The sequence below is a fragment of the Vicinamibacterales bacterium genome (assembly GCA_036496585.1).
Classification (GTDB): Bacteria; Acidobacteriota; Vicinamibacteria; order Vicinamibacterales; family 2-12-FULL-66-21; genus JAICSD01.
In genome coordinates this window covers 23,242-46,415 of sequence record DASXLB010000022.1, presented here as the reverse complement: position 1 = coordinate 46,415, position 23,174 = coordinate 23,242, and the positions used below count along the sequence as shown (strand labels likewise).

23 protein-coding genes are annotated in these 23,174 nt (G+C 68.0%); 13 read left to right on the top strand and 10 right to left on the bottom strand.

Going from position 1 to position 23,174, the window contains the following annotated elements; genetic code table 11:
* Window positions 1-39: 39 nt before the first annotated feature.
* From VGI12_06995 to VGI12_06975, 5 genes are read right to left on the bottom strand one after another with little or no spacing between them, the layout of a single operon-like run.
* Complete coding sequence (locus VGI12_06995; GenBank protein HEY2432405.1) at window positions 40-1,581, bottom strand: hybrid sensor histidine kinase/response regulator; 1,542 nt, start codon at window positions 1,579-1,581, stop codon at window positions 40-42.
* A complete protein-coding gene (locus VGI12_06990; protein HEY2432404.1) occupies window positions 1,578-2,264 on the bottom strand; it encodes an ATP-dependent Clp protease proteolytic subunit in 687 nt (228 codons plus the stop codon). The genes VGI12_06995 and VGI12_06990 overlap by 4 nt, the downstream gene beginning before the upstream one ends.
* A gap of 46 nt (window positions 2,265-2,310) precedes the next feature.
* The gene (locus VGI12_06985) at window positions 2,311-2,745 is read right to left on the bottom strand and encodes a hypothetical protein (protein HEY2432403.1); all 435 of its coding nucleotides are present in this window, start codon (window positions 2,743-2,745) and stop codon (window positions 2,311-2,313) included.
* Window positions 2,742-3,251 carry an SRPBCC family protein gene (locus VGI12_06980; GenBank protein HEY2432402.1) on the bottom strand — a complete coding sequence of 170 codons (510 nt, stop codon included), beginning with the start codon at window positions 3,249-3,251 and terminating at the stop codon, window positions 2,742-2,744. Before VGI12_06980 ends, VGI12_06985 begins: the two co-directional genes overlap by 4 nt.
* Complete coding sequence (locus tag VGI12_06975) at window positions 3,251-3,700, bottom strand: MarR family winged helix-turn-helix transcriptional regulator (GenBank protein HEY2432401.1); 450 nt, start codon at window positions 3,698-3,700, stop codon at window positions 3,251-3,253. The genes VGI12_06980 and VGI12_06975 overlap by 1 nt, the downstream gene beginning before the upstream one ends.
* Window positions 3,701-3,947: 247 nt before the next feature.
* On the opposite strand from VGI12_06975, the gene VGI12_06970 reads away from it, so the two are divergent.
* The 6 genes from VGI12_06970 to VGI12_06945 all read left to right on the top strand — a co-directional run bounded on the left by VGI12_06970 (window position 3,948) and on the right by VGI12_06945 (window position 12,859).
* Window positions 3,948-5,204, top strand: coding sequence for an efflux RND transporter periplasmic adaptor subunit (locus tag VGI12_06970; protein HEY2432400.1), 1,257 nt, complete (start codon window positions 3,948-3,950; stop codon window positions 5,202-5,204).
* A 132-nt stretch (window positions 5,205-5,336) separates the two neighbouring features.
* Window positions 5,337-6,080, top strand: coding sequence for an ABC transporter ATP-binding protein (locus tag VGI12_06965; GenBank protein ID HEY2432399.1), 744 nt, complete (start codon window positions 5,337-5,339; stop codon window positions 6,078-6,080).
* A 67-nt stretch (window positions 6,081-6,147) separates the two neighbouring features.
* Window positions 6,148-8,586, top strand: coding sequence for an ABC transporter permease (locus tag VGI12_06960; GenBank protein ID HEY2432398.1), 2,439 nt, complete (start codon window positions 6,148-6,150; stop codon window positions 8,584-8,586).
* A 25-nt stretch (window positions 8,587-8,611) separates the two neighbouring features.
* The gene (locus VGI12_06955) at window positions 8,612-10,021 is read left to right on the top strand and encodes a sigma-54 dependent transcriptional regulator (protein HEY2432397.1); all 1,410 of its coding nucleotides are present in this window, start codon (window positions 8,612-8,614) and stop codon (window positions 10,019-10,021) included.
* Window positions 10,022-10,261: 240 nt separating this feature from the next.
* A complete protein-coding gene (locus tag VGI12_06950; GenBank protein HEY2432396.1) occupies window positions 10,262-11,647 on the top strand; it encodes an ATP-binding protein in 1,386 nt (461 codons plus the stop codon).
* Between the two features lie 48 nt (window positions 11,648-11,695).
* Window positions 11,696-12,859, top strand: coding sequence for a mechanosensitive ion channel family protein (locus VGI12_06945; GenBank protein ID HEY2432395.1), 1,164 nt, complete (start codon window positions 11,696-11,698; stop codon window positions 12,857-12,859).
* 61 nt (window positions 12,860-12,920) lie between these two features.
* On the opposite strand, the gene deoC is transcribed toward VGI12_06945, so the two are convergent.
* Genes deoC through VGI12_06925 form a run of 4 tightly spaced genes read right to left on the bottom strand, consistent with a single transcriptional unit; the run spans window position 12,921 to window position 16,447 of the window.
* A complete protein-coding gene (deoC, locus tag VGI12_06940) occupies window positions 12,921-13,820 on the bottom strand; it encodes a deoxyribose-phosphate aldolase (protein HEY2432394.1) in 900 nt (299 codons plus the stop codon).
* A 31-nt stretch (window positions 13,821-13,851) separates the two neighbouring features.
* Window positions 13,852-14,490, bottom strand: coding sequence for an RpiB/LacA/LacB family sugar-phosphate isomerase (locus VGI12_06935; protein HEY2432393.1), 639 nt, complete (start codon window positions 14,488-14,490; stop codon window positions 13,852-13,854).
* 45 nt (window positions 14,491-14,535) lie between these two features.
* A complete protein-coding gene (gene hpt, locus VGI12_06930; GenBank protein ID HEY2432392.1) occupies window positions 14,536-15,057 on the bottom strand; it encodes a hypoxanthine phosphoribosyltransferase in 522 nt (173 codons plus the stop codon).
* A gap of 7 nt (window positions 15,058-15,064) precedes the next feature.
* Complete coding sequence (locus VGI12_06925) at window positions 15,065-16,447, bottom strand: amidohydrolase (protein ID HEY2432391.1); 1,383 nt, start codon at window positions 16,445-16,447, stop codon at window positions 15,065-15,067.
* A gap of 49 nt (window positions 16,448-16,496) precedes the next feature.
* Between VGI12_06925 and upp the strand changes: the two genes are divergently transcribed.
* Genes upp through VGI12_06905 form a run of 4 tightly spaced genes read left to right on the top strand, consistent with a single transcriptional unit; the run spans window position 16,497 to window position 19,413 of the window.
* Window positions 16,497-17,120: a uracil phosphoribosyltransferase gene (gene upp / locus VGI12_06920; GenBank protein HEY2432390.1), complete on the top strand. Its 624-nt coding sequence runs from the start codon at window positions 16,497-16,499 to the stop codon at window positions 17,118-17,120.
* Window positions 17,117-17,935, top strand: a complete 819-nt coding sequence (locus VGI12_06915; GenBank protein ID HEY2432389.1) for a citryl-CoA lyase — start codon at window positions 17,117-17,119, stop codon at window positions 17,933-17,935. The genes upp and VGI12_06915 overlap by 4 nt, the downstream gene beginning before the upstream one ends.
* A 9-nt stretch (window positions 17,936-17,944) precedes the next feature.
* Window positions 17,945-18,772 carry a DUF1080 domain-containing protein gene (locus tag VGI12_06910; GenBank protein ID HEY2432388.1) on the top strand — a complete coding sequence of 276 codons (828 nt, stop codon included), beginning with the start codon at window positions 17,945-17,947 and terminating at the stop codon, window positions 18,770-18,772.
* A 17-nt stretch (window positions 18,773-18,789) separates the two neighbouring features.
* Window positions 18,790-19,413 carry a hypothetical protein gene (locus VGI12_06905; GenBank protein ID HEY2432387.1) on the top strand — a complete coding sequence of 208 codons (624 nt, stop codon included), beginning with the start codon at window positions 18,790-18,792 and terminating at the stop codon, window positions 19,411-19,413.
* A 710-nt stretch (window positions 19,414-20,123) separates the two neighbouring features.
* On the opposite strand, the gene VGI12_06900 is transcribed toward VGI12_06905, so the two are convergent.
* Window positions 20,124-20,459: a hypothetical protein gene (locus tag VGI12_06900; protein ID HEY2432386.1), complete on the bottom strand. Its 336-nt coding sequence runs from the start codon at window positions 20,457-20,459 to the stop codon at window positions 20,124-20,126.
* A gap of 88 nt (window positions 20,460-20,547) precedes the next feature.
* Here VGI12_06900 and VGI12_06895 point away from each other — a divergent pair, with 88 nt between their 5' ends.
* The 3 genes from VGI12_06895 to VGI12_06885 all read left to right on the top strand — a co-directional run bounded on the left by VGI12_06895 (window position 20,548) and on the right by VGI12_06885 (window position 22,841).
* Window positions 20,548-21,789, top strand: coding sequence for an aldose 1-epimerase (locus VGI12_06895; protein HEY2432385.1), 1,242 nt, complete (start codon window positions 20,548-20,550; stop codon window positions 21,787-21,789).
* The gene (locus VGI12_06890) at window positions 21,750-22,439 is read left to right on the top strand and encodes an ankyrin repeat domain-containing protein (GenBank protein HEY2432384.1); all 690 of its coding nucleotides are present in this window, start codon (window positions 21,750-21,752) and stop codon (window positions 22,437-22,439) included. Before VGI12_06895 ends, VGI12_06890 begins: the two co-directional genes overlap by 40 nt.
* A 120-nt stretch (window positions 22,440-22,559) precedes the next feature.
* Entirely contained in the window at window positions 22,560-22,841 is a 282-nt protein-coding gene (locus VGI12_06885; protein HEY2432383.1) for a hypothetical protein, read from the top strand.
* Window positions 22,842-23,174: the final 333 nt, after the last annotated feature.

Below are 23,174 nucleotides of genomic sequence, written 5' to 3'. Positions count from 1 at the left end.
GTTCGCTGCCAACTGCCTGCTGGCTGCCACGTCTATTCTTTACCCCCTCGCGCTCTTCCGGCGCTCCCGCCCCGCGAGCCGCGCGATTTCCGCCGTCAGGACCGCCGGCTCCACCGACTTCGGCAGGTCGCGCTTGGCTCCCGCCAGCAGCCGCCCGATCGCATCGTCGGTGCGCGCGAACGACGTCAGCGCGACGGCCGGAATGCGTCCTCCGCGCTCAGCCTCGAGCGTCGGGACCCGGCCGACGAGGGCATACGCGTCCCGCTCGGGCGAAGCCGTATCGCTGACCAGCACGTCGGGACGCCACGCCTCGAGCATCTCCAACGCTTCGTGGACCGACGCGGCGGTGCGCACCGAGGCGCCGCGCTGCTGCAGGACGAGGCTGAGCAGCTCGCGCGCCTCGCGATCGCGATCGAGAATCACGACGCGGATGCCGTCGAGCTGCGGCGAGATGTCGCCAGTCCGGCGAGTGTCCCGGCCGGCATACTCGAGCGGCTGGTCCTCGGGGTGGAGCGGCAGCCGCACGGTGAACACCGCTCCTCCCGCGGGATCGTTGTCGGCCCGGATGTCGCCGCCGTGGCGCTCTACCAGATCGCGCACGAGCGCCAGGCCGACCCCGAGCCCGCCGGAGCCCCGCGTCAGCGACGAGTCCGCCTGCGTGAACCGCTCGAAGATGCGCGGCAGGAACTCGGGCGCCACGCCGGGACCGGTGTCGCGCACGATGACCGCCGCCGTGTCGTCGGCCTCGAGCGAGACGTAGATCTTGCCGCCGCGCGGCGTGAACTTGATCGCGTTGGCGAGCAGATGCCAGAACACCTGGCGCAGCCGTGTCGCGTCGCCGCGCACCGTCGGCTGACCCGGCACCATCGTCACGTGCAGGGTGACGTCCTTGGCCTGCGCCGCCGTGACGACCTGCGACACCGCCTCCTCAATCGGGGTCTTGAGCGGCACCACCGCGACTGCGAAGCTGAGGCGGCCGGTCAGCGCGCGCGACACGTCGAGCAGATCGGTGGTCAGCTGCGCCTGCAGGCGGACGTTGCGTTCGATCGCCTCGAGGCCGCGGGCCTCAGTGGCACGATCGAGCTTGCCGGATCGCACCAGGTGCAGCCATCCGAGCACGGCGTTGAGCGGGGTGCGCAGTTCGTGCGAGATCGTGCCGAGGAATTCGTCCTTCGTGCGGCTCGCCAGTTCGACGTCGTGGCGCGCGTGATCGGCGTCAGACGCCGCATGCTCGGCGACCCGGCGCGCATGGCGCAGCTCGGCGACCAGCGCGGTCAGCAGCAGCCCTTCGACGACGAACAGCGCAAGGTGGGTGTGGACGGCGAGCGTCGGCCGCGTCCACGAGCCGCTGCCTCCGAGGACGGCACCCAGCACCGTCACAGAGAGAGCGGCGCCCGTGCCGGCGAACCACGCGGCGCCCAGGACCGTGACGCTGAGCAGCAGGAACAGTCCTCCCTCGTCGACGACCGCCGACTGCATCCGCGAGGCGAGAAAGGCGATCACCACCGCCGACAGCGCAGCGAATTGCCTGACCGGCCGCGGTATCGTCGGAAAGGGAAAGGGACCGGCGGCCGGCCTCATGAGTCCGACCGCTCCTGGGCGGCAAGCGGCGGCCCCTCGTCTTCGACCAACGCTTCCGGCGCTGGCTCGGCCGGCCGCATCGGGCGCATCACCGCCCCAACCACGTCGTCGATGAGACCGTAGGCCTTGGCGCGCCACGCATCGAGATAGAAATCGACGCGTTTGGTGTCCCGGATGATCTGCTTCAGCGGGCGTCCCGAACGGGACGCCATGATCTGGTAGATCTGACTCTGCATCTGACGCAGCCGTTCCAGATGCTGCGCCGCGGCGGTCGTCGACTGCCAACCCGCCCATTTCGCCGGCTCATGAATCATGATCCACGAGTGGGGAAACGCCAGCCGCCGTGCGGGGCTGGCGGCCTGGAGGACCACGGATCCCATGGAATAGGCCATCCCCTGGACGATCACGGAGATCTGGATGCCGCGGCCGACCAGGTCCTGGATCGCGTCGTGGATGGCCAGGCCGTCCGTAACGTTCCCGCCGGCGCTGTTGATGTAGAGATTGATGGGCTTGGCGTTCTCGCTGGCCAATTCCCGCAGTCGTTCGATGGTGGTGCGGGCCAGATCCTTTTCGATGTCGCCGATGAGATAGACGTCGCGCAGGCGCTCGCTCTGCTCCTTGCGCAGCAGATCCTTGACGGCGTCAACCAGGTCGGTGAGCGATCGGTCCTCAGGCAAGCCCATAGCTGGGCGTGGCTACTTCATGCTGCGTGCCGTCGGCTTGGGACGCCTATGGACGGGCTGGATGCGCCGCACGCCGCGCCAGCGGGACGACGAATTTCTCCGCGGTCAGCGTGTCGGAGAAGCTGACCACCTTGACGTCGACGAGGCCCGCCTCCTGTCCCGCGCGCATCATCTCGGCTTCGGTCAGGTCCTTGGATCCCTTGGGGCGAAGTGTCCACAGCGCCCCGTTCGCCTTCAGGCGCGGCACGAGCGGCGCGAGCCGGCGCAGGTCGGTGCGGTGGCGGAACAGCGCCAGGATCATGTCCGCCGGCGCCTGACCCGAGGTTCGTATCGCGGCGCCGGCCTCACGCAACTCGTGGACGAAGACGGTGTCGGATTCGATGCCGAGGAGCAGCACGTCGGCGTCCTTCTTGACGCCCAGCTTCTCGAGGCGCGTCCGGGTGCTGACATGTTCGACGCGCTTCGCCCCGCTCTTGCTCACGCCTTGCCCCCGTCCGCCGCCACGCGCAGGTGCGCCAGATAGGCGTCGAGCGTCGCGTAGTGCCCGAACACGAAACGGGACATGAAACGGAAGACGACGTTCGACACTTCGCCGTCCTCGGTGATCGTGAGATCAGAGCCGGCGCCCGCGGCGGCGATGCGATACGTCCAGGCGCCCCCGAAAGGCAGCCGATCGGTGTCGATGCGCGCGACGAGCAGCGACGGACGCTCCATCCGCTCGAATCGCATGGGAATCTTCATGCCGCCGGTCTCTTCTATCCACGCGGGCATGCCATCTTTGTCGGGCAGGCGTTCGAGCGAGGCCACGTCACGACGCCAGGAGCGGAAGCGCGAGACGTCCGACAGCAGTCCGTAGAGCGCGTCGGGGGGCAGCGGCACGCGTGCCGTCCTCGATACCGAGTGGCGCCTGGGCAGCAGCGCGCCAACGAGGGCGACGAGCGCCGCCGTACCGGCAAGGACAGCGACGACATACCAGATCCAACGCATCACTCCTCCTGTTGCCCGGCATGAGCCAGTAGCGCCAGGCCTTCGATGGCGCGCGCCCGGTCTTCATCGGTCAGCCGCCCGACCAGGGTCTCGACGCGGCTGGGATCGAGCACCGAGCTGGCTTCACGGATACGGATCCCCGCGCTCGTCAGCCGCACGTGCACCCGGCGGCGGTCCTTCGCGTCCCTGGCGCGCGCGACGTAGCCTTTGCGCTCGAGCCGATCCAGGGCGATCGACATCGTGGCCGCCGTGACCCCCATGTGCGCCGCAAGCTCCATCACGGTCGTCGGCTCGAATTCGTCGAGATGATCGAGGATGCTCGCCTGGTGGCGACTGAGCAGCCGCTGGGTCTGGGGGTCGCGGACGTGGCGGGTATGACAGGCGAAATAAATCCGGGGATAGAGGGTCATCACGGCGGTGAGCGCCTCGCCGACGGTGGCCCTATTCATTTTGATTAGCCTTAACAATATATTCTTCTGTAAGTTATTGCAAACCCGCGGGCTCCTCCTCTCGTCAAACTGTCCGGACTTCAAGGGACGGCGGCGGCGGCACGGGATGACCGCTTGTGGGACGACGCGATGCCACGAACGGTCAACCGCCGGGGGCAGATTCATCGGACGAATGGCAATAAGCATTTTTAAATAAGCGAGTTACATTGATCAGCCCGGTGGCACGGCCTTTTGCTTAGTACTGAATATGGTTGATATCGCTCGTCCGTCGCAGGCCCGGAAGAAACGCATCCGCCGCATCCTCTACGCCACAGCTGCCGTCGTCGTCATCGGCGGCATCTCGCTCGGCGTCTCCAAGCTCAAGCCCGCCGCCCCCTCCGTCGACAAGGCTGTCGTCTGGATCGATTCGGTGAAGCGGGGATCGATGCTGCGTCAGGTCCGCGGCTCCGGCGTGCTCACCCCGGAAGACATCCGATGGATTCCGGCGCAGACGCAGGGACGCGTCGAGGAGATCGTGCTGCGCCCCGGCGCGCAGGTGAAGCCCGACACGGTCATTCTGATCCTCAGCAATCCTGAGTTGACCCAGACCGTGAGGGAAGCCGAGCTCGGCTACAAGTCGGCGCAGGCTGCTTACGACAACAAGAAGGCCGAACTGGAGAGCGCGTTCCTCAGCCAGGAGGCCAACGTCGCCAGCATCGACGCGCAATACAAGCAGGCGGCGCTCGACCTCGAAGCCAACGAAGAACTCTTCAAGGAAAAACTCGTCCCGGAGCTGACGGTCAAGCAGAAGCGCAGCACCGCCGACGATCTCAAGAACCGTCTTGGTGTTGAACAGAACCGCCTGAAGATCACGCGCGAAGGCACGACGTCGCAGCTGGCCCCGCAGGAAGCCGACGTCAACCAGAAGAAGGCGGCGTGGGATCTGCGCCGGCAGCAGCTCGAGGATCTGAAGGTCAAGGCGGGTATGTCGGGCACGCTGACGGTGGTGCCGGTCGAACGCGGCCAGCAGGTCGCGCCCGGAACCAACCTGGCGCGCGTCGCCAACCCCTCGCTCCTCAAGGCCGAGTTGCGGATCGCCGAAACCCAGACGAAGGACATCCACATCGGCCAGTACGCCGAGGTCGATACACGCAACGGAATCGTCAAGGGTCACGTCTCACGCATGGACCCGTCTTCGACTGGCGGGACCGTCGGCGTCGACGTGAGCATGGACGAAGCGCTTCCGCCGGGCGCGCGCCCGGATCTGAGCGTCGACGGGACGATCCAGCTGGAAAAGCTCGAGAACATCATTTACGTGGGCCGTCCCGCCTTCGGGCAGGAAAACAGCACGGTGACGATTTTCAAGGTGCAGCCGAGCGGCGAGGCCATCGCGACGAAAGTGAAGCTGGGACGCGCGTCGGTCAACACCATCGAAGTGATCGAGGGGCTCAGCCCCGGCGATCAGGTGATCCTCTCCGACATGTCTCAGTACGACTCGTACGACCGAGTCCAGCTCAAAGGCTAGGCGATCCGAGCGCCAAGCGCGAACGGAATGGAGCGGCCGACGTAGCGGCCGCGCAATGGAGCGAGCGTAAGCGAGGGGCCGGAGGGCACCGCCGCGAAGCGGCGGACCCGAGTGCCATTTTAAGGAGCCAAGATGAACACGTCCGCACAACCGCTGATTCACCTCGACGGCGTCACCAAGGTGTTCTTCACCGACGAGGTCGAGACGCATGCGCTCGCCGGCATCCATCTCGAGATCAAGAGCGGAGAGTACATCGCGATCGCGGGCCCGTCGGGCTGTGGCAAGTCGACGCTGCTGTCGATTCTCGGGCTCCTCGACTCGCCCACCGAAGGTCGCTACGTGCTCAACGGCAAGGAAGTGGCGGACCTGCCGCTCTCCGAACGCGCCCGCGTGCGCAACCGCGAGATCGGCTTTATCTTTCAGAGCTTCAACCTGATCGGCGATCTCAACGTGTATGAGAACGTCGAGCTGCCGCTCACCTACCGCGGCATGAAGTCGGCCGAGCGCAAGGAGCGCGCGATGGCGGCGCTCGAAAAAGTGGGCATGGCACACCGGGCCAAGCACCTGCCCTCGCAGCTCTCGGGCGGTCAGCAGCAGCGCGTCGCGGTGGCGCGCGCGGTCGCCGGCGCGCCGTCGATCCTGCTCGCCGACGAGCCGACCGGCAACCTCGACTCGAAGAACGGCGAAGCCGTCATGGAGCTGCTCCGTGAGCTGCACCGCGAAGGGGCGACGATCTGCATGGTGACGCACGATCCGCGCTACGCGCGCCACGCCGATCGCTCCATCCACCTCTTTGACGGCCGCGTCGTCGAAGAGGACGGCAACAAGGGCGCCGAGCGGGAGCTCGAGGAGAGCGGCTTCGACATCGCGCACTGAGGTGCAAGTTGGCAGCGGGCAATTGGCAGCGGGCAGTTCGCAGTAGCTGCCGGCTGGCGAGCCTCCCATGCATGACCTGAAATACGGCCTCCGGATGCTCGTCAGGAGCCCCGGCTTCAGTCTCGTCGCGGTGTTGTCGCTGGCGCTCGGCATCGGCGCCAACACCGCGATCTTCAGTCTGATCAACGCGCTCCTGCTCCGGCCGCTGCCCGTGGACGACGCGGCGACGCTCATGTCGATTGCGACGACGGACCAGCGCAACGCCGGCAACCTGCAGGTCTCGCATCTCAACTTCAAGGATCTGCGCGCGCAGAACGCCGCCTTCGCCGACATGGCGGCGTTCTCGTTCAACGGCCTGAACTTCAGCAACGGCAAGGAATCGCAGCCGATCAACGCGCAGATCGTCACCGCGAACTACTTTTCGGTGCTCGGCGTGCACCTGCCGCTCGGGCGCGGGTTCCTGCAGGCCGAGGAAGACACGAGCGTTCCGGTGGTGGTGCTGAGCGACGGGTTCTGGACGCGGACGCTGGGCGCCGACCCAGGCGTGATCGGCAGGACGATCTCGCTCAACCAGACGCCGTACACCGTCGTCGGCGTCGCGCCGAAGAGGTTCGACGGCACGCTTCTCGGTGGAGGCCCTGACGTCTGGGTTCCCGTGACGAAGGCGCTCGCTCCCGTCACCGCATGGTTCGAGACACGGCGCGGGCTCTGGCTCTTCGTCATCGGCCGGCTGAAGCCCGGCGTCACGCCCGAACAGGCGCGTTCGAACCTCACGTCGGTCTTCGCCACGCTCGAATCGACCTTTCCAGGCGACAACAAGGGTCGCAGCGTAGCGGTCGTGCCACTGCTCGAAGCACGGTTGAACCCGACGGGCCAGGGGCCCAATCTGATCCTGCAGATTTCGTCGCTGCTGATGGTCATCGTCGGCATCGTGCTGCTGATCGCCTGCGCCAACATCGCCAACCTGCTGCTGGCTCGCGCCTCGAAGCGGCGCCGCGAGGTGGCGATCCGGCTGGCGCTCGGAGCGTCGCGCGGACGGCTCGTCCGCCAGTTGCTGACCGAGAGCGTGCTCTTGTCGTTGCTGGGGGGCGCCGCCGGCCTGCTCCTGGCGTACTGGACGCTCGACGCGCTGGTGGGAGCACCGCTGCCGCTGCCAATCCCCGTCGACAGCGGGATCGCCGCCGACGGCCGAGTCTTGCTTTTCACGCTGGGCCTCGCGGTGATGACTGGCGTCATCTTCGGCCTCGTACCGGCGCTGCAGTCATCGCGCGCCGACGTCGTGCCGGTGCTGAAGAACGAGCTCGTCCCGTCTTCAGGCGCGCGCCGCGGCTTGTGGTCGCTCTTCTCGCTGCGCCACGGCCTCGTCGTCGCCCAGGTGGCCCTGTCGCTCATTTCCCTGATCGCCGCCGGCCTCTTCCTGCGCAGCTTGCGTCACCAGCAACAGATCGATCCCGGCTTCCAGACCGCCGGCGTATTGATCGTCAACTTCAACCTGGCGCGGTCGGGCTATACGCCGGAGCGCGGCCAGGTGTTCTTCGACGCGCTCGTCGATCGCGCCGCCGCGTTGCCTGGGGTGCAGCACGCGACGATCGCGTCCGGCCCGCCGCTGGCCGGCGGCCTCGCGCGCAGCGTCTTCCCCGAGGGGATGGACACGACGACACGCGACCGCGTGCTGGTGCAGGTGAACGCCGTCGGAGTCGACTATTTCGACACGCTCGGCGTTCCGCTGCTGCGCGGCCGAGCCTTCACGCCTGGCGACCGGCCGCAATCGCCGCGCGTCGTCGTGGTCAACGAGACCATGGCGCAGAAGTTCTGGCCGGGCCAGGACGCGATCGGCAAGCGCTTCAAATTCTTCGGCGACGCAGACTACTCGACGATCGTCGGCGTCGCGAAAGACAGCAAGTACAACGCGATCGCGGAGGCGCCGATTCCGTTCATCTATGAGGCGTTCCGGCAGCGTTACAGCGGCGGCGCGACGCTGCACGTCCGCACCGCCGGCGACGCCGCCTCGCTGGCGGCGGCAGTCCGCCATGAGGTGCAGCAGATCGATCCGACCGTCCCGGTGTTCAACGCCCGCACGCTCGAGGTGCAGATCGCCAATTCGCTCCAGCCGCTCCGCATGAACGTCGTGCTGCTGGGCGTGTTCGGCGCGCTGGCCCTGGTCCTGGCGTCGATCGGCCTGTACGGCGTCACCAATTACTCGGTCACGCAGCGGACACGCGAGATCGGCGTGCGCATGGCGCTTGGCGCCGATCCGCGATCCGTGCTGGCGCTCGTGCTCGGCCACGGCATGCTGCTCGTCGGGCTCGGGCTCGCGCTCGGTCTGGCGGTGGCGCTGGCCGGAGCCGGCAGCCTCAGCGCGCTCGTCGTCGGGGTCAATCCCCGCGATCCCGTGACGCTCTGCGCCACGGCAGGCGGCCTGGGACTCGTCGCCTTGGTCGCCAACTACGTCCCGGCCCGCCGCGCGACGCGCATCGATCCGCTGGTCGCCCTGCGTACCGATTAGATCACCCAATCCCCCGATCACCCCCATGCTCATCACCGATCATCTCAAGGAACAGCGCGACGAGCGCCACGTCGTCCGGTCCGCCGACCCGCGTGTCCTCATCGCCGACGACCAGTCGGACGTCCTCGAAGCGCTGCGGCTGCTGCTCAAGGCCGAAGGCTTCGTGCTCGAGACCGCCTCGTCGCCGGCCGGCGTGCTCGCCGCCGTCGAAGCGCGCGAGTTCGACGTGGCTCTCATCGATCTCAACTACACCCGCGACACGACGTCCGGCGAAGAGGGGCTCAATCTGTTGTCGCGCATCCAGGGGCTCGACCCGACGCTGCCGGTCGTCGTGATGACGGCGTGGGGCAGTGTCGAGGTCGCGGTCGAGGCGATGCGCCGCGGGGCTCGCGACTTCATCCAGAAGCCGTGGGACAACGCGCGGCTCCTGGCGATCGTGCGGACCCAGATCGAGCTGAGCCAGGCGTTGCGCAAGGGGCAGCGCCTCGAAGCCGAGAATTCGCTGCTGCGCGGCGACGGCATGCCGAAGGTGATCGCCGAATCGCCGGGCATGCAGAACGTGCTGCAGGTGATCGCGCGCGTCGGGCCATCCGACGCCAACGTGCTGGTGCTCGGCGAGAACGGTACCGGCAAGGGCGTCGTCGCGCGGGCGCTGCACGCCGTCTCGAGCCGCGCCTCGCGACCGATGGTGATCGTGAATTCCGGCGGCGTCTCGGAAGGGGTGTTCGAGAGCGAGCTGTTCGGCCACGTCCGCGGCGCGTTCACCGACGCGCGGAGCGACCGCGTCGGCCGTTTCGAGCTGGCCGACCAAGGCACGCTGTTCCTCGACGAAATCGCGAACGTGCCCCTCAGTCAGCAGGCCAAGCTGCTGCGGATCATCGAGACCGGAGAATTCGAGCGGCTCGGCTCCTCGCGCACCCGCCGCGTCGACACTCGCATCATCTCGGCGACCAACGCCAACCTGACCGACGAGGTCGCCGCCGGCCGCTTCCGCCAGGACCTGCTCTTCCGCTTGAACACCATCGAGATCCGTCTGCCGCCGCTGCGCGATCGCCGCGAAGACCTGCCGCTGCTGGCCCAGCACTTCCTCCGGCAGCACGCCCAGCGCTATCGCAAGCGGCTGACCGGCTTCGAAAGCGGGGCGATGCAGATGCTCCTCGAGCACGGCTGGCCCGGCAACGTCCGCGAGCTCGATCACGCGGTCGAACGGGCCGTGCTGATGTCGGCGGGCCCGTTGGTGAAGCCGACTGATCTCGGCCTGCGCGCCGGCAAGGAGGGAGGCGGCCGCCTCGAGGACATGAGCCTTGAAGACGTCGAGTGCTTCCTGATCAAGAAGGCGATGACCCGCTATGACGGCAACGTCTCGCAGGCCGCCAAGGCGCTCGGCCTGAGCCGGTCCGCGCTCTATCGCCGCCTGCAGCGCTACGGCCTGTAGCGGTCGGCGCAGGCCTGATTTCGGCACGATCGATCGGCCGCGACGCGTCGACGATGTCGAGACTCGCCGCCGCAGAGTCGCCGGAACCGCCACGCTGCCGCCGCGACGTCAACCCTCGGATTGTCGTGACTGAAACGCCGCGATGGCCGTCGAAGCGGGCAGCCGTGTCGGCGGCACTCCAGGTGACGCAGGTAAATCCCATGTGACCTCGGGCCCGTTGCTACAATGCGAGACACTCACATGCCGGCGTCCCGCCCGCGCGAGCCGCGTCTCAGTCACGATCGCCGCATCCTGTTGATGGCGCTCGCCTCGGCGAGCCCCGGCGCGATCATCTCGCTCATCTTCCTCTGGACGGGCGACTACACGCCCAAGGTCCAGTGGACGCTCACCGTCTTCATCGTCGCCTTCTGCCTCGGCTTCGCCTTCGCCCTGCGCGAGCGCGTCGTCCTGCCGCTGCAAACCCTCTCGAACCTGCTCGCCGCTCTCGGCGAAGGGGATTTCTCGATTCGCGCCCGTGGCGCGCGCGGCGGCGATCCGCTCGGCGAGGTCATGACCGAGGTGAATACGCTGGTCGAGACGCTGCGTCATCAGCGGCTCGACGCCCTCGAGGCAACGACCCTGCTGCGCAAGGTGATGGCGGAGATCGACGTCGCCGTCTACACCTTCGACGCCGATCGCGAGCTGACCTTCGTCAACCGCGCCGGCGCGCAGCTGCTGGCGCAGGTGCCGGAGCGAATGCTCCAGCGCAGGGCCGAAGAGCTCGGACTCGAGGACTGTCTCGACGGCGACACTCCGCGCGTCATCAACACGGCTTTTCCCGGCGGCGTCGGCCGCTGGGAGATCCGCCGCAGCTCGTTCCGCCAGGGCGGCAGGCCGCACGAACTGCTCGTGCTGTCCGACCTGAGCCACCCGCTGCGCGAGGAGGAACGGCAGGCGTTTCAGCGCCTGATCCGGGTCATCGGCCACGAGATGAACAATTCGCTGGCGCCGATCAAGTCCATCGCCGGCAGCCTGGCGACCATCGTGCAGCGCGACCCGCCCCCCGCCGACTGGCGCGACGACGTGCAGCGCGGTCTTGGCGTGATCGAATCGCGATCCGAGTCGCTGAGCCGGTTCATGAGCGCCTACGCGCGGCTCGCCAGACTGCCACCGCCCCGGCTGGCGCCGCTCGAAGTCGGCGCGCTCGTCGACCGCGTCGTCACGCTCGAGAAGGGGCACAATGTCGAGGTCGGCGGCGGGCCGCGCCTGCTGATTCAGGGCGATCGCGATCAGCTCGAGCAGCTGTTGATCAACCTGTGTCGCAACGCGGTCGACGCCGTGCGCGAGACGAGCGGGGCCGTCCGCGTCGGCTGGCAGCGGCTGCCCGGTTCGTCTCCGCCGGCCATGGAGCTGTGGGTCGAGGACGAGGGACCTGGACTCTCCAATACCGGGAACCTGTTCGTGCCGTTCTTCACGACGAAACCGGGGGGATCGGGCATCGGCCTGGTGCTGAGCCGCCAGATCGCCGAAGGCCACGGGGGTACGCTGATGCTCGAGAATCGGGAAGACCGCACCGGCTGCCGGGCGAGTCTGCGCCTGCCGCTGCAGCCGGCGATGCCGGCGCGGCTCGCAGAACAGTCAGCGTGAGCGACGTGATCCGACCCTTTCTGTCCCGATTCCGATAGCGCCAGACCGATGCCGCACCTCTTCGCCAACACCGTGACCTGGCAGGCGATCACCGGCGCCGTGCTACCGACCATCGTCGTCGCATGGCTGGCGGCGGAAGCCGCCCGACGCGCCGTCGCCGCCGCGATGCGAGCGCTGCTGCGCGACAGTCTGTCGACCAGGCTGCCGTCGGTGCAGACGCCGCTGCGCCTGATCTGGCTGCTCACTTTCGGGCTCGTCTTCGCGGTGCTGATCTTCCCGGCGTTCGAGATGACGGGCGCGCGGCCGCGGGCCGGCGTCCACATGCGTACGCTCGCCGAATGGGCGTTCGACTCCGGTTTGCGCGTGCTGCTCATCTCCGCGGTTGCGTTCGCGTTGATCAGGATGGTTGCGGTCGGCGTGAAGCGGTTCGAGCACGACGTCAACTTCGGGACCGGCCTCGACGCGCTCGAACGGGCCAAGCGGGCGCGAACCCTCGGCAGCGTGCTCACCAACGTCACGACGGTCGTGGTGTTGTCGATTGCCGCGCTGATGATCCTGCAGCAGCTCCGCGTCGATATCTCTCCCGCCCTGACCGGCGCCGGCGTCGTCGGCGTAGCGCTCGGCTTCGGCGCGCAGAACCTCGTCAAGGATCTGATCGGCGGCTTCTTCCTGATCCTCGAGAACCAGGTCCGGGTCGGCGACGTCGTCGCGATCAACGGCACCGGCGGCCTCGTCGAGGCGATCAACCTGCGGACGACGATCCTGCGTGACGAGGAAGGCACCGTCCACATCTTTCCCAACGGCAGCATCAGCACGCTGAGCAACCGCAGCATGCAGTTCAGCTTCTACGTGGTCAACCTACCGCTCGCCTACGGCGAGGACGTGGACACGGTCACGGCGCTGCTCGCTGGGATCGCCGCCCAGATGCAGACTGAGACCCCTTACCAGCCCTTCATCCTCGCACCGCTCGAGATCATCGGCGTCGACGCTTTCGAGCAGACCGGCATCCGCGTGAAGGTGCGCATCAAGACGGCGCCGCTGAAGCAGTGGTTCATCGGCCGCGAGTTCCGGCGGCGGGTGAACGTCGCGTTCCAGGAGCGCGGGATTCAGATGTGGTCGCCGCAGCTGCAGGCCACGGTCTCAATTCCCAACGCCGCCGCGCCCGACTCCGACGCGGCGCCGACGGCTGGACAAGCGGAGGGCCCACGTTAGATCGCTCGCCCGCCCGCTGCACCCGGCGCCGAACCGTCGCCGGCGGCCGCCGGACCATCCGTCAGTAGCCTGAGGGAGCGGCGGCCGCGCTCTTCTGGCCGGTCGATTCCTGGACGATCTTGACACCGGCGCTCGCCCCAACGCGCGACGCGCCGGCGGCCACCATCGCCTTCAGGCCTTCGTAGTCGCGCACGCCCCCGGCCGCCTTGACCCCCATCTCGGCGCCGACTACGCGCCGCATCAGGGCGACGTCGTGCGCCGTCGCGCCGCCCGAGGCGAAGCCGGTCGACGTCTTGACGAAGTCGGCCCCCGCCGCCTTCGACAGCGTGCAGGCGGCCACCTTCTCGTCGTCGGTCAGCAGCGCCGCCTCGATGATCACCTTGCTGATCACGCTGGCCTCGCGGCATGGCTGCACGACTGCCTCGATGTCGCGCTCGACGGTCTGCAGGTCGCCCGACTTGAGCGCGCCGATGTTGATCACCATGTCGACTTCGGCGGCGCCGTCGAAGATGGCGCGCCGGGTTTCGTAGTGCTTGACGTCGGCCGTGGTGGCGCCGAGCGGAAACCCGACGACCGTGCACACGCCAACCCCGCTGCCGCGCAGCAACTGCGCCGCCAGCCTGACCCAGGCCGGGTTGATACAGACCGTGGCGAAGTGGAACTCGGCCGCTTCGCGGCACAGCTTCTCGACGTCGCTCCGCATCGCATCCGGTTTCAGAAGCGTGTGGTCGATCATCGACGCGACGCCGCCGGCGGCTCCGCCGCTCGCGTGCAGCCCGATGCGCGTCGCGCCGGCGTCGATGACGCCGCGCAGCTGGTCCGGACAGCAGTCGTAGAGGACCGCGTGGCAGCTACAGTGGGACGGCGCCGCCGCCGCGCGGCGCTGCGCGCCCATCACCTCCTCGGTGATGATCTCGACGAGCCGCTGCAGATCCTGCGGATTCAGCATGACGTCCGGCATCGGTTGGCCGATGTCCGACAGCCGACGCGTTTCAGAAGGACTCCTCGAGGCGCCGAATCTTCATCAGCCGACGAATATAGCGCGGTTCCTTCATGGGCGTGCTCAGCCAGACGTCGACCAGCCTGATCGCTTCGTCGGGTTGCAGGAAGGTCGACCCAAGGGTCATGACGTTGGTGCCGTTGTGCTCCCGGGAATATCGGGCAACCGTCTCGGTGGTCACCATCGCGGCACGGATGCCGCGGACTTTGTTCGCCGCAATCGCGGACCCGATCCCTGCGCCGTCGATGACGATGCCGGCATCGGCTTCTCCCCGCGCGACGGCCTTCGCGACCGATGCCGCCGTGTCGGGATAATCAACCGACGCGACGCCGTCGACGCCAAGATCGTTGACCTCGATCGCCTTGCCGCGCAGATGCTGGACGATCGCCTTGCGCAGCGCGCCGCTCGTGTGATCGCCGGCGATCGCCACGCGCCGGATGTCCGCCTTCGGCGCCAGGTCAGCCGGCAGGAAGGGATCGACCGAGCCCGCCGGCACCACGGTCACGCGCCGCTCGCGCAGCGTGTCGGCCGCCAGCGGCGTGACGTGCCCGCCCTTGGCAAGTTCCACGGTCGCGCCGCGTTCGATCTGCCTGGCGTCCGCCTCGGTGATGATCTGAAACACTCGCGTCACTCGGTCCTCACCCCAGTCGCGGTTCGGCCAGTGGCCGCCGGCCGATCACTGCTCCAGCACCGCGATGTACGGGAGATTCCGGTATTTCTCGGCGTAGTCCAGCCCGTAGCCGACCACGAAATGATCGTCGATCGTGAACCCGATGTAGTCGACGGCGACCTCCACCTTGCGCCGCGACGGCTTGCTCAGCAGACACGCTGTCTTCAGCGTCTGCGGCGCCCGCGCCTTCAGCAGGTCCTGCAGGTAGTGCAGCGTCAGCCCCGTATCGACAATGTCTTCGACGAGGATGACGTGCCGCCCTTCGACGTTGCTGTCCAGATCCTTGAGCACGCGCACCTGGCCGGAAGACGTCGTCCCCTTCCCGTAGCTCGACACCGCCATGAAATCCATGGTGACGCGCTCGCTCATCGCCCGCACCAGGTCGGCCATGAACATGAAGCCGCCCTTGAGGATGGCGACGAGATGGATGCCATCCTCTCCCGGGTAGTCGCGCTCGATTTCGGCGGCCATGGTGCGGATCCGCGCGTGGATGTCGGCTTGGGCGATCAGCGTAGTCGTGGTCGGCATGGACGTTTTACCTGACGGCGGCGCGGACCTTGTCGGCCATCGCGCGCGCATCGGCGAGCACCTGTCGCGCGTCGAGCGTCAGCACCTTGCGGTCGCGCATCAGCACACGGCCGTTGACGATCGTCGTCTGCACGTCGTCGCCGCGCGTCACGTAGACCAGGTGCGACACCGGGTCGTACATCGGCGTCTGCCGCGCCGCGGCCATCGAGACGACGATGACGTCGGCGCGCTTGCCGGACTCGAGCGAGCCGATCGTCTTCTCCATCCCGAGGACGCGCGCGCCGTCGATGGTCGCCATCTCCACCGCGACCGGCGCCGGAATCGCACGCGGGTCGTTGTCGACGAGCTTTTGCAGGAACGCCGCCTGGCGCATGGCCTCGAACATGTCGAGGTCGTTGTTGCTCGCGGCGCCGTCGGTGCCGAGCCCGACGACAACCCCGGCCCGACGCATCGCCTCCACCGGCGCCGTGCCGCTGGCGAGCTTCATGTTGCTCTCGGGGTTGTGCGACACGCCGACGTGCCGCGCCGCCAGGATCTCGATGTCGGCGGGCGTCACGTGAACCGCGTGGGCCGCCACCGTGCGCGGCCCCCAGAAGCCGATCGAGTCGAGAAACGCCGTCGGCGTCAGGTGGTATTGGTCCTGCGCGGTCTTGACCTCGTCGCTCGTCTCGGCGAGATGAATGATGACGGGGATGTGCAGGCGGTCGGCCAGCGCGCGGCACGCCTTGAGCGTGTCGGCGTCGAGGGTATACATCGCGTGCGGCGCGACCGCCGGCGTGATCAGGTCGTCGCCGGCGAACTCGCGGGCGAACCGTTCCGTCAGCGCCAGACTGTCGGCCGGCGTCTTCGCGTCGGCCACCGGGAACCGGATAATCGTCTCGCCGAGCACGCCGCGCAGACCCGCCGCCTTGGTGGCGCGCGCGATCTCGTCCTCGAAATAATACATGTCGGTGTAGGTCGTCGTGCCGGACTCGATCATTTCGAGCGCCGCCAGCCGCGTGCCCACGCGGACGAACTCAGGCGAGACGGTTTTTGCCTCGGCCGGGAAGATGTACTTCTGCAGCCAGTCCATCAACGCCAGATCGTCGGCCAGGCCGCGGAACAGCACCATCGGCGCGTGGGTGTGCGTGTTGATCAGACCCGGCATGACGACGCTGCCGGAGGCGTCGATGGTGTCGCGGCCGCGATAGCTCGCGGCCACCTGATCGGCCGTGTCGACCGCGACGATGTCGCGGCCGTCGATGGCGACCGCGCCGCGCGGAATCACGCGCCGCGCCGCGTCGACCGTCACCACCGTGCCGTTGGTGATCACCAGCGACACGGTCCGTATGCGCGGCGCCTGCGCCAGGAGGGCGGCGATCGCGGCCACGAGTGTCAACCGGCTCAGCATGAGTGTCCGATTCTATACGAGCGGGCGGACGTGGATGTATAGTGCGAGCGTGTCGGTCCACCTCATCGAGCACCCGCTCGTGCAGGACGCGCTCGTGACGCTGCGTGACCACGCCACGCCGCCCGAGCTGTTCCGGCGGATGGCGGTGCGCATCAGCCTGCTCCTCGCCGCCGAGGCGACGCGCGACCTGCCGGCGACCGCCGTCACCGTGCAGACGCCGCTGGCGCCGGCCGACGGGCGACGCGTCACCGCTGACGTCGTGGTGGTTCCGGTGCTGCGCGCCGGCCTCGGGATGCTCGACGCGGTGCTCGAGCTCATCCCCTCGGCGCGGGTCGGCCACATCGGGCTGCAGCGCGACGAGAGCACCGCCATCGCGTCGCAGTACTATTCGAAACTGCCGCGCGGCCTCCAGAACAGCGTCGTGCTGATGATCGACCCGATGCTGGCGACCGGCGGCAGCGCGGTGGCGGCGCTCGATCACCTGACCAGCGCCGGCGCGCGCGACATCCGCATGATCTGCATCGTCGCCGCACCGGAAGGCGTCGATCTGGTGCAGCGCCATCATCCGGGCGTCCGCATCTATACGCCGGCGATCGACCGGCAGTTGAACGACCACAAGTACATCGTGCCGGGGCTCGGCGACTTCGGCGATCGCCTCTACGGAACGCTGTGAGCCGCGACCACACGCGCGGAGCCGGCGGCAGCGAGCAGTGGCGGACGGCGCTCACCTGCATCGAGCCCAACAAGATCCTCCTCCGCGGCTACCCGGTCGACGAGATCATGGGGCGGCTGACGTTCGGCGAAGCGATCTACACGCTGCTGATGGGAGAAGTGCCATCGCCCGGCATCGGCAGCCTGATGGAAGCCGTGCTGGTCTCCTTCATCGATCACGGCGTGACGCCACCGTCGACGCTGGCCGCGCGAAACACGGCGACCACCGGCGCGCCGCTGCGCGCCTGCGTCGCGGCCGGCATTCTCGGCTTCGGGCGTCACCATGGCGGCGACATCGAGCCGTGCATGCAGTTCCTCGACCAGGGGCTGGAACGCGTGCGCAAGGGCGCCAGTTATCACGAGGCGGCCACCGAGATCGTCACCCGCTGCGAGAACGCCGGCGAGCCGATGCCGGGCTTCGGCCACCGCTTCCACACCCGCGACCCGCGCGCCGCGCGATTGTTCCAGATGGCGCTCGAGCTCGAGATTGAGGGGACGCACATCCAGATGATCCGAGCCGTGGAGCTGGTGATGGCCGGGCTTCCGGACGATCGCGCGCTGCCGATCAACATCGACGGTGCGATCGCGGCGGTGTGCGGCGACATCGGGATCCCGCCCGAGATCGCCAACGCCCTGTTCATCATCTCGCGCGTCCCCGGCATCGCCGCCCAGGCGCAGGAGGAGCGCGCGCGCCAGCATCCCATGCGTCAAATCGATCCGAAGGATCACATCTACGACGGGGCTCAACAGCGGCGGCTGCCCGACAAGCGGAGATAGGTCCATCGCATGCGTTATCTCATCGCCGTCTACGCCGTGCTCGCCCTGGCCCTCGCGCAGGCACCCGGACCAGGCCTCGTCAGTCCGTGCCCCGGCTGCGGCTATCCCCCCGAGGCGCGCGACGACGGCAATCACGTCGGATGGACGTCGATCTTCGATGGCACGACGCTGACCGGCTGGGACGGCAATCCCGCCGTGTGGAAGGTGGAGGACGGCGCGATCACCGCCGAGAGCACGGCCGAACGCCGCGTCGGTAGCACGTTCATCGTCTGGCGCGGCGGCGAGCCGGCCGATTTCGAACTGACGCTGGAGATCAAGGCCGGCCAGGACATCCACAGCGGCGTGTTCTATCGGGGCAAGGTCGGCCCGGCGCCCCCTCGCGCGATTGCCCCGCCGCGCAATCCAGCCGCGGCCGCCCGGCCGCAGCAGGCCCCGCCCGCCGTGCCGGCGGATCCGCGCTGGAACGTGATGGGCTACGGACTCGATTTCGACTACCCGCTCGACAACGACGGCAACGTCCAGGACACGACCCGCGCCGAGACGCAGATCGGCTGGCGGGGTCACGTCGTGCGCATGGAGCCGGGACTGCGTCCACGGGTGCTCGGCGCCATCGGAGATCGGGATGCCCTGCGCACCGTGCTGCGGCAGGGGGACTGGAACCAGATCCACATCATCGCCCGCGGCTCCACGCTCACCCACATCGTCAACGGTCAGTTGATGGCCGTCGTAGTAGACGACGATACGGCCGCGCGCAAAGCGGCAGGCGTGATCGCGCTCCAGATCGAGCAGTACGGGACGGGCAAGGTCTCGTTCCGCAATATCTGGCTGAAACAGTAACCGGGGGAACGATGCACATGGTTGTCAGATTTGCCGTGGCGGGAGCGCTGATCGTCGCGGCCGCGGCGCCGATGGCGGGTCAGAAGACGTCCGTCGCAGACGTGGCCAAGCAGATGTCCGGCGCGTGGACGATCGACCTCGCGCTCAGCCCTGCGTTCGCGCCGGCGCGCGGCAACGGGGGCAGGCGCGGCGGCGCCGCGTTCGCCATCTCCGCGAGTCCTCTTCAGCGCGGCGGGCGCGGCGGCGGTGGCGGCGGCGATACGCCCTCCTCGAACGACGACCTCACGCCGGCCGAACTCGCCGAGCGCGGCGTGATGATGCAGCTCCGGCAGATCGCGCCGCGGATCACGATTGCCGCGACCGCCGAGACCTTCTCGATCACCGACGAACGCGGCCAGCAGACCTGCGACCTGAACGACAAGGGGCAGAAGGTCCAGATGTCGGACGTGGCCGTGACGGCGAAATGCCATTGGGACAAGGACAAGCTTCGCCAGGAGTTCTCGGCCACCCGCAGCAAGCTGATTCGCGTCTGGAATCTCGATGAGGCAGGCCGTCTGGTCATGAAGGGCAAGCTCGAAGGCATGAACCAGAACACGCCCGAAGCGACCGCCGTGTTCCAGCGCAACGACAAAGACAAGTAGGGCGCGCGTCCGATCGGCCGCGAACGCACCTCCTCTTCCACGTTTCACAGACTCGCCACAGGCGGCGTGTATCATCGCTGATGAGTTCGCCGGTGCCGTTGACGTCTGCCACGATCGCCCTTTGCGTCTCGCTCGGGAGACGCGCCGAGACCTCCGCGCCACGAAAGCCGAACACGCCCGTTCCCAGTCCGACCTCTGTCTCCAGGTCGCGCACGGGCGGTCGACTCCACGTCGGCGCGGAGTACCCGCCGGCAGCAGGACGTAAATGAGAGGGACAACCTCCTCGTCCCTTTCCTGAACGTCCCGCTGCCGGTGTCCAACCGCGTCGCCCATGTTCTTTCAACGACTTACCGCGACCTCGACTGGATTGGCGATTGCCCGCTATGATGGGGGGGAGCGACATCATGCCTGCAGAACGCGCTGAACTCGCCCGTATTTCGCCCGCTCGTCCAGTCCCGGCGGCAGGCTCGCCTCCCCTTAGGCTGATCGTTCCGGCCGGCTGCCAGCGTTGCCATGGCCTCGAGATCGCGGTTTCGTCGGCCGTCGAGCGGCAGACGGTGATGCTGTACTGGCGCTGCCGGACGTGCCTCCATCAATGGCCGGTGATGCCGGCCGAGAGCGACAGCACGGAACGACGGCAGGGACGCCGCGATCGCCGCGGGAAGACGCGCGCCGATCGACGCCAGGGCGAGCGCTGATCGCGCGAACCCTCACTTCGTCGTCGATCGATTGCCCGTCTCGCGCTCTCCCTCGCCGCCGCGGCCGTCGGGGACTCGACGCCACAGCCAGCTTCCGACTCCGACCGTCGCCAGCACGAGCGCGGCTCGCGTCGGCCATTTCGATCGAGCCTGGCGCGGCGCGGGTGCGATCAGCCGCCGCAGGGCGTCGACGCTCTCGGCCGAGTCCGCGCGGGCGCGTGTTCGCCGCTCCTCGGCCGGGATCCAGCGACTGAGCGGCGCAAACGTCTCCGATGCGCAGACCGGGCACCGGGTCTCCGAATGCACTTCCTGGCAGTCGAGGCACAGGCGCGCGGCGTGTAGCTGCATGAACCCAATGTAATCCACACCGCGCTCGTGCGTGGCATAATCGGCGCGTCACAGCAAGAGCGGCCCACTCCTGGAGCGGAGAGTCGTCATGAGCGTGTTGAGATTGATGCACTTCGTGCTGGCGGCAGCGATCGTCGCCGCATCGGCCGCACCGGCGGCCGCGCAGCGCTATTCGGCGCAGCAGAACGGCGACGTCGTCGAGCTGGCCGACAGCGGCGCGCAGATGAACGTCTCCGTCGTGTGGAGCATGAGCAATGCCTGGAAGGTCCAGGTGAAGGGCAAGGACCTCGTTCGAGCCTCCGCCACGCTCGCCGACTTCGAGAACCGCCCCGGGCTCAACGGCGTGCCGATCCTGGCGCCGTTTGCGAATCGTCTCGACGAGACCGCCTTCTACGCCAACGACAAGAAATACAACTTTGACCTCGAACTGGGGAACGTCCGCGGGCCGATTCCGCAAACCGGGTACGTCAACGGCGTGAAAGCGTGGCAGCTGGTCGAAGCCAAAGCCGACCGCGACGCGGCGTGGGTCACCTGCCGGCTGGACTTCTACAAGATTCCGGCTTTCATCAAGCAGTTTCCGTTTGCTCACACGATCACCATGACCTACCGGGTGTCGAACGGCGTGCTCGAAGTGCGGACGAAGCTCGAGAACCTGAGCAGCGAGCCGATGCCCGTGGCTATTGGCTTCCACCCGATCTTCGAGATGCCCGACGGTAACCGCGACGACTGGACCGCGTCGCTCGACGCGAAGACCCATTGGATCGAGATACCGCAGCGGCTGCCGACGGGCGAGACGCAGCCGATCGAGAACTTCTTCGGATCGGATCGCACCAATATCCAGCTCAAGAAGTACGCGCTCATCGACGACGTGTTCACGGATCTCGTGCGCGACGCGAACGGCCGCGCGACGATGAAGCTGATGTCCGCCGGCAAGGAGCTCGACGTGACGCTTGGACCGAAATACCGCACGGTGCTGGCGTGGTCGACCCCTCTTCCGTCCGGCGCCGGCCGCGGCGCAGGACAAGGGCGCGCCGGCGGTCCTCCGGGAGGACCCGGACGCGGTGGCGCGGGAGGCCCGGCAACCTCGCCCGCTTCGTCGGGTCCCTTTCCCGTCGACCCTGCTCAGGGTGTGAAGGTCGCGCCTCCGGCGGTGCCGCCCGCCGAGGGAGCGCCGGCTCCGACGACGAAAGGCTTCATGGCGTTCGAGCCGATGGCCGCGATCACCAACGCGCTCAATCTGGCGCATCGCGGCGTCTACCAGGAACTGCAGACGATTGCCCCCGGCGGATCGTGGGAAGAGAGCTTCTGGATCACGACGAAGGGGTACTGACGCTGACGGCCTCTCCCGAATCGTCGCGTTTCGACGAGCTCATCGACGCGATCGTGGCTGACGATGCCGGGGCGGTGCGCCTGATACGAGCGACGCCGGACGTCGCATTGCTGTCTGCCGCCCGCGAGCGTTTCCACGAGGACGTTCACCACCAGGTCTATCGGGGAGATACCGTCCTGCACCTGGCGGCGGCTGCGCTCCGGCCGTTCGTCGTCACGGCGCTGGTCGAAGCCGGGGCGGACCCCAACGCCCGGAACCGGCGTGGTGCGACCGCGCTGCACTATGCCTGCGACGCGCGGCCTGCCGCGGACACCGCGCCGAACGCCGCGGCCCAGACGGCTGTGATCCGTCTCCTCGTCGATGCCGGATCGATCATCGAACAGAAAGACAGATCGGGGACGGCGCCGCTGCACCGCGCGGTACGCGCGCGCAGCGTGCCGGCGGTGCGCGCCCTGCTGGAGCGCGGCGCGTGCGTCGATGCCACGCACGGGAGACAGCGCACGACGTCTCTCCACATCGTCACGCATTCGACCGGAGCCAGCGGCACGAAAGGCACCCGCGCCGAGCAGCAGGCCATCGTCGCGCTGCTGCTCGAGTACGGGGCCGATCCTCGCGCGCGCGACAGCAACGGCAATCTGCCGCGGCTGTAGGCCAGAAGGCCCCGAGGCGCTTTGCACCGCGGTTCAGCGTTCTTCGTTGTTGGAGCTGGTATCTTTGTCCTATACTCGCAGGGTTCGTCAGCAGCGTTGTCTGGCGGGAACGAAGAGGACATGGCGAAGAAAGCAACAAACGATATCCGGCAGTGGGCGCGACTTGGCGCAGAGCAACGGCTGGTCGAACTACAACGTGAGATCGCCGCGATTCACGCCACATTCCCCGGCCTGCGGCGCGGCGCTCGAACACCCGGCGCCGCGGCGCCGGCACCCCACGCGGCCGCGCCGGCCGCCACGCCCAAGAAACGGCGCCGCCGCCGGAAGATGAGCGCAGAGGCGCGCAAGCGAATCTCGGACGCTCAGAAGGCGCGCTGGGCCAAGCACAGGACCGGGAAATAGAGCGGGCCGCGGCTTGTCGGCCCGCCACACTCGCCAATGGGGCGAATAAGGCCGCCGCGGTCTCAATGGCGTCCGCGTCCGGCGGGCCTTACCTCAAACGAATCTGACTCTTATCGGTGGCGGCTTTCGTAGCCCGAGCCTCGCGCGCGGCTGACCGAATCTCCGCCAGCTGGTGCTGGGCCCGGACCACGACGACAAGCGGGCACTGGTCGCACACCCACGCCGGGACCGCCTGAGTTCGCGCTCTCCTCTCTCGCGAAAGCCGATAGCGCTCGGTAAACTCCAGCACGCCGGTGGTGCATTCTCGACACGGCTTCGTATCGCCGACCAAGG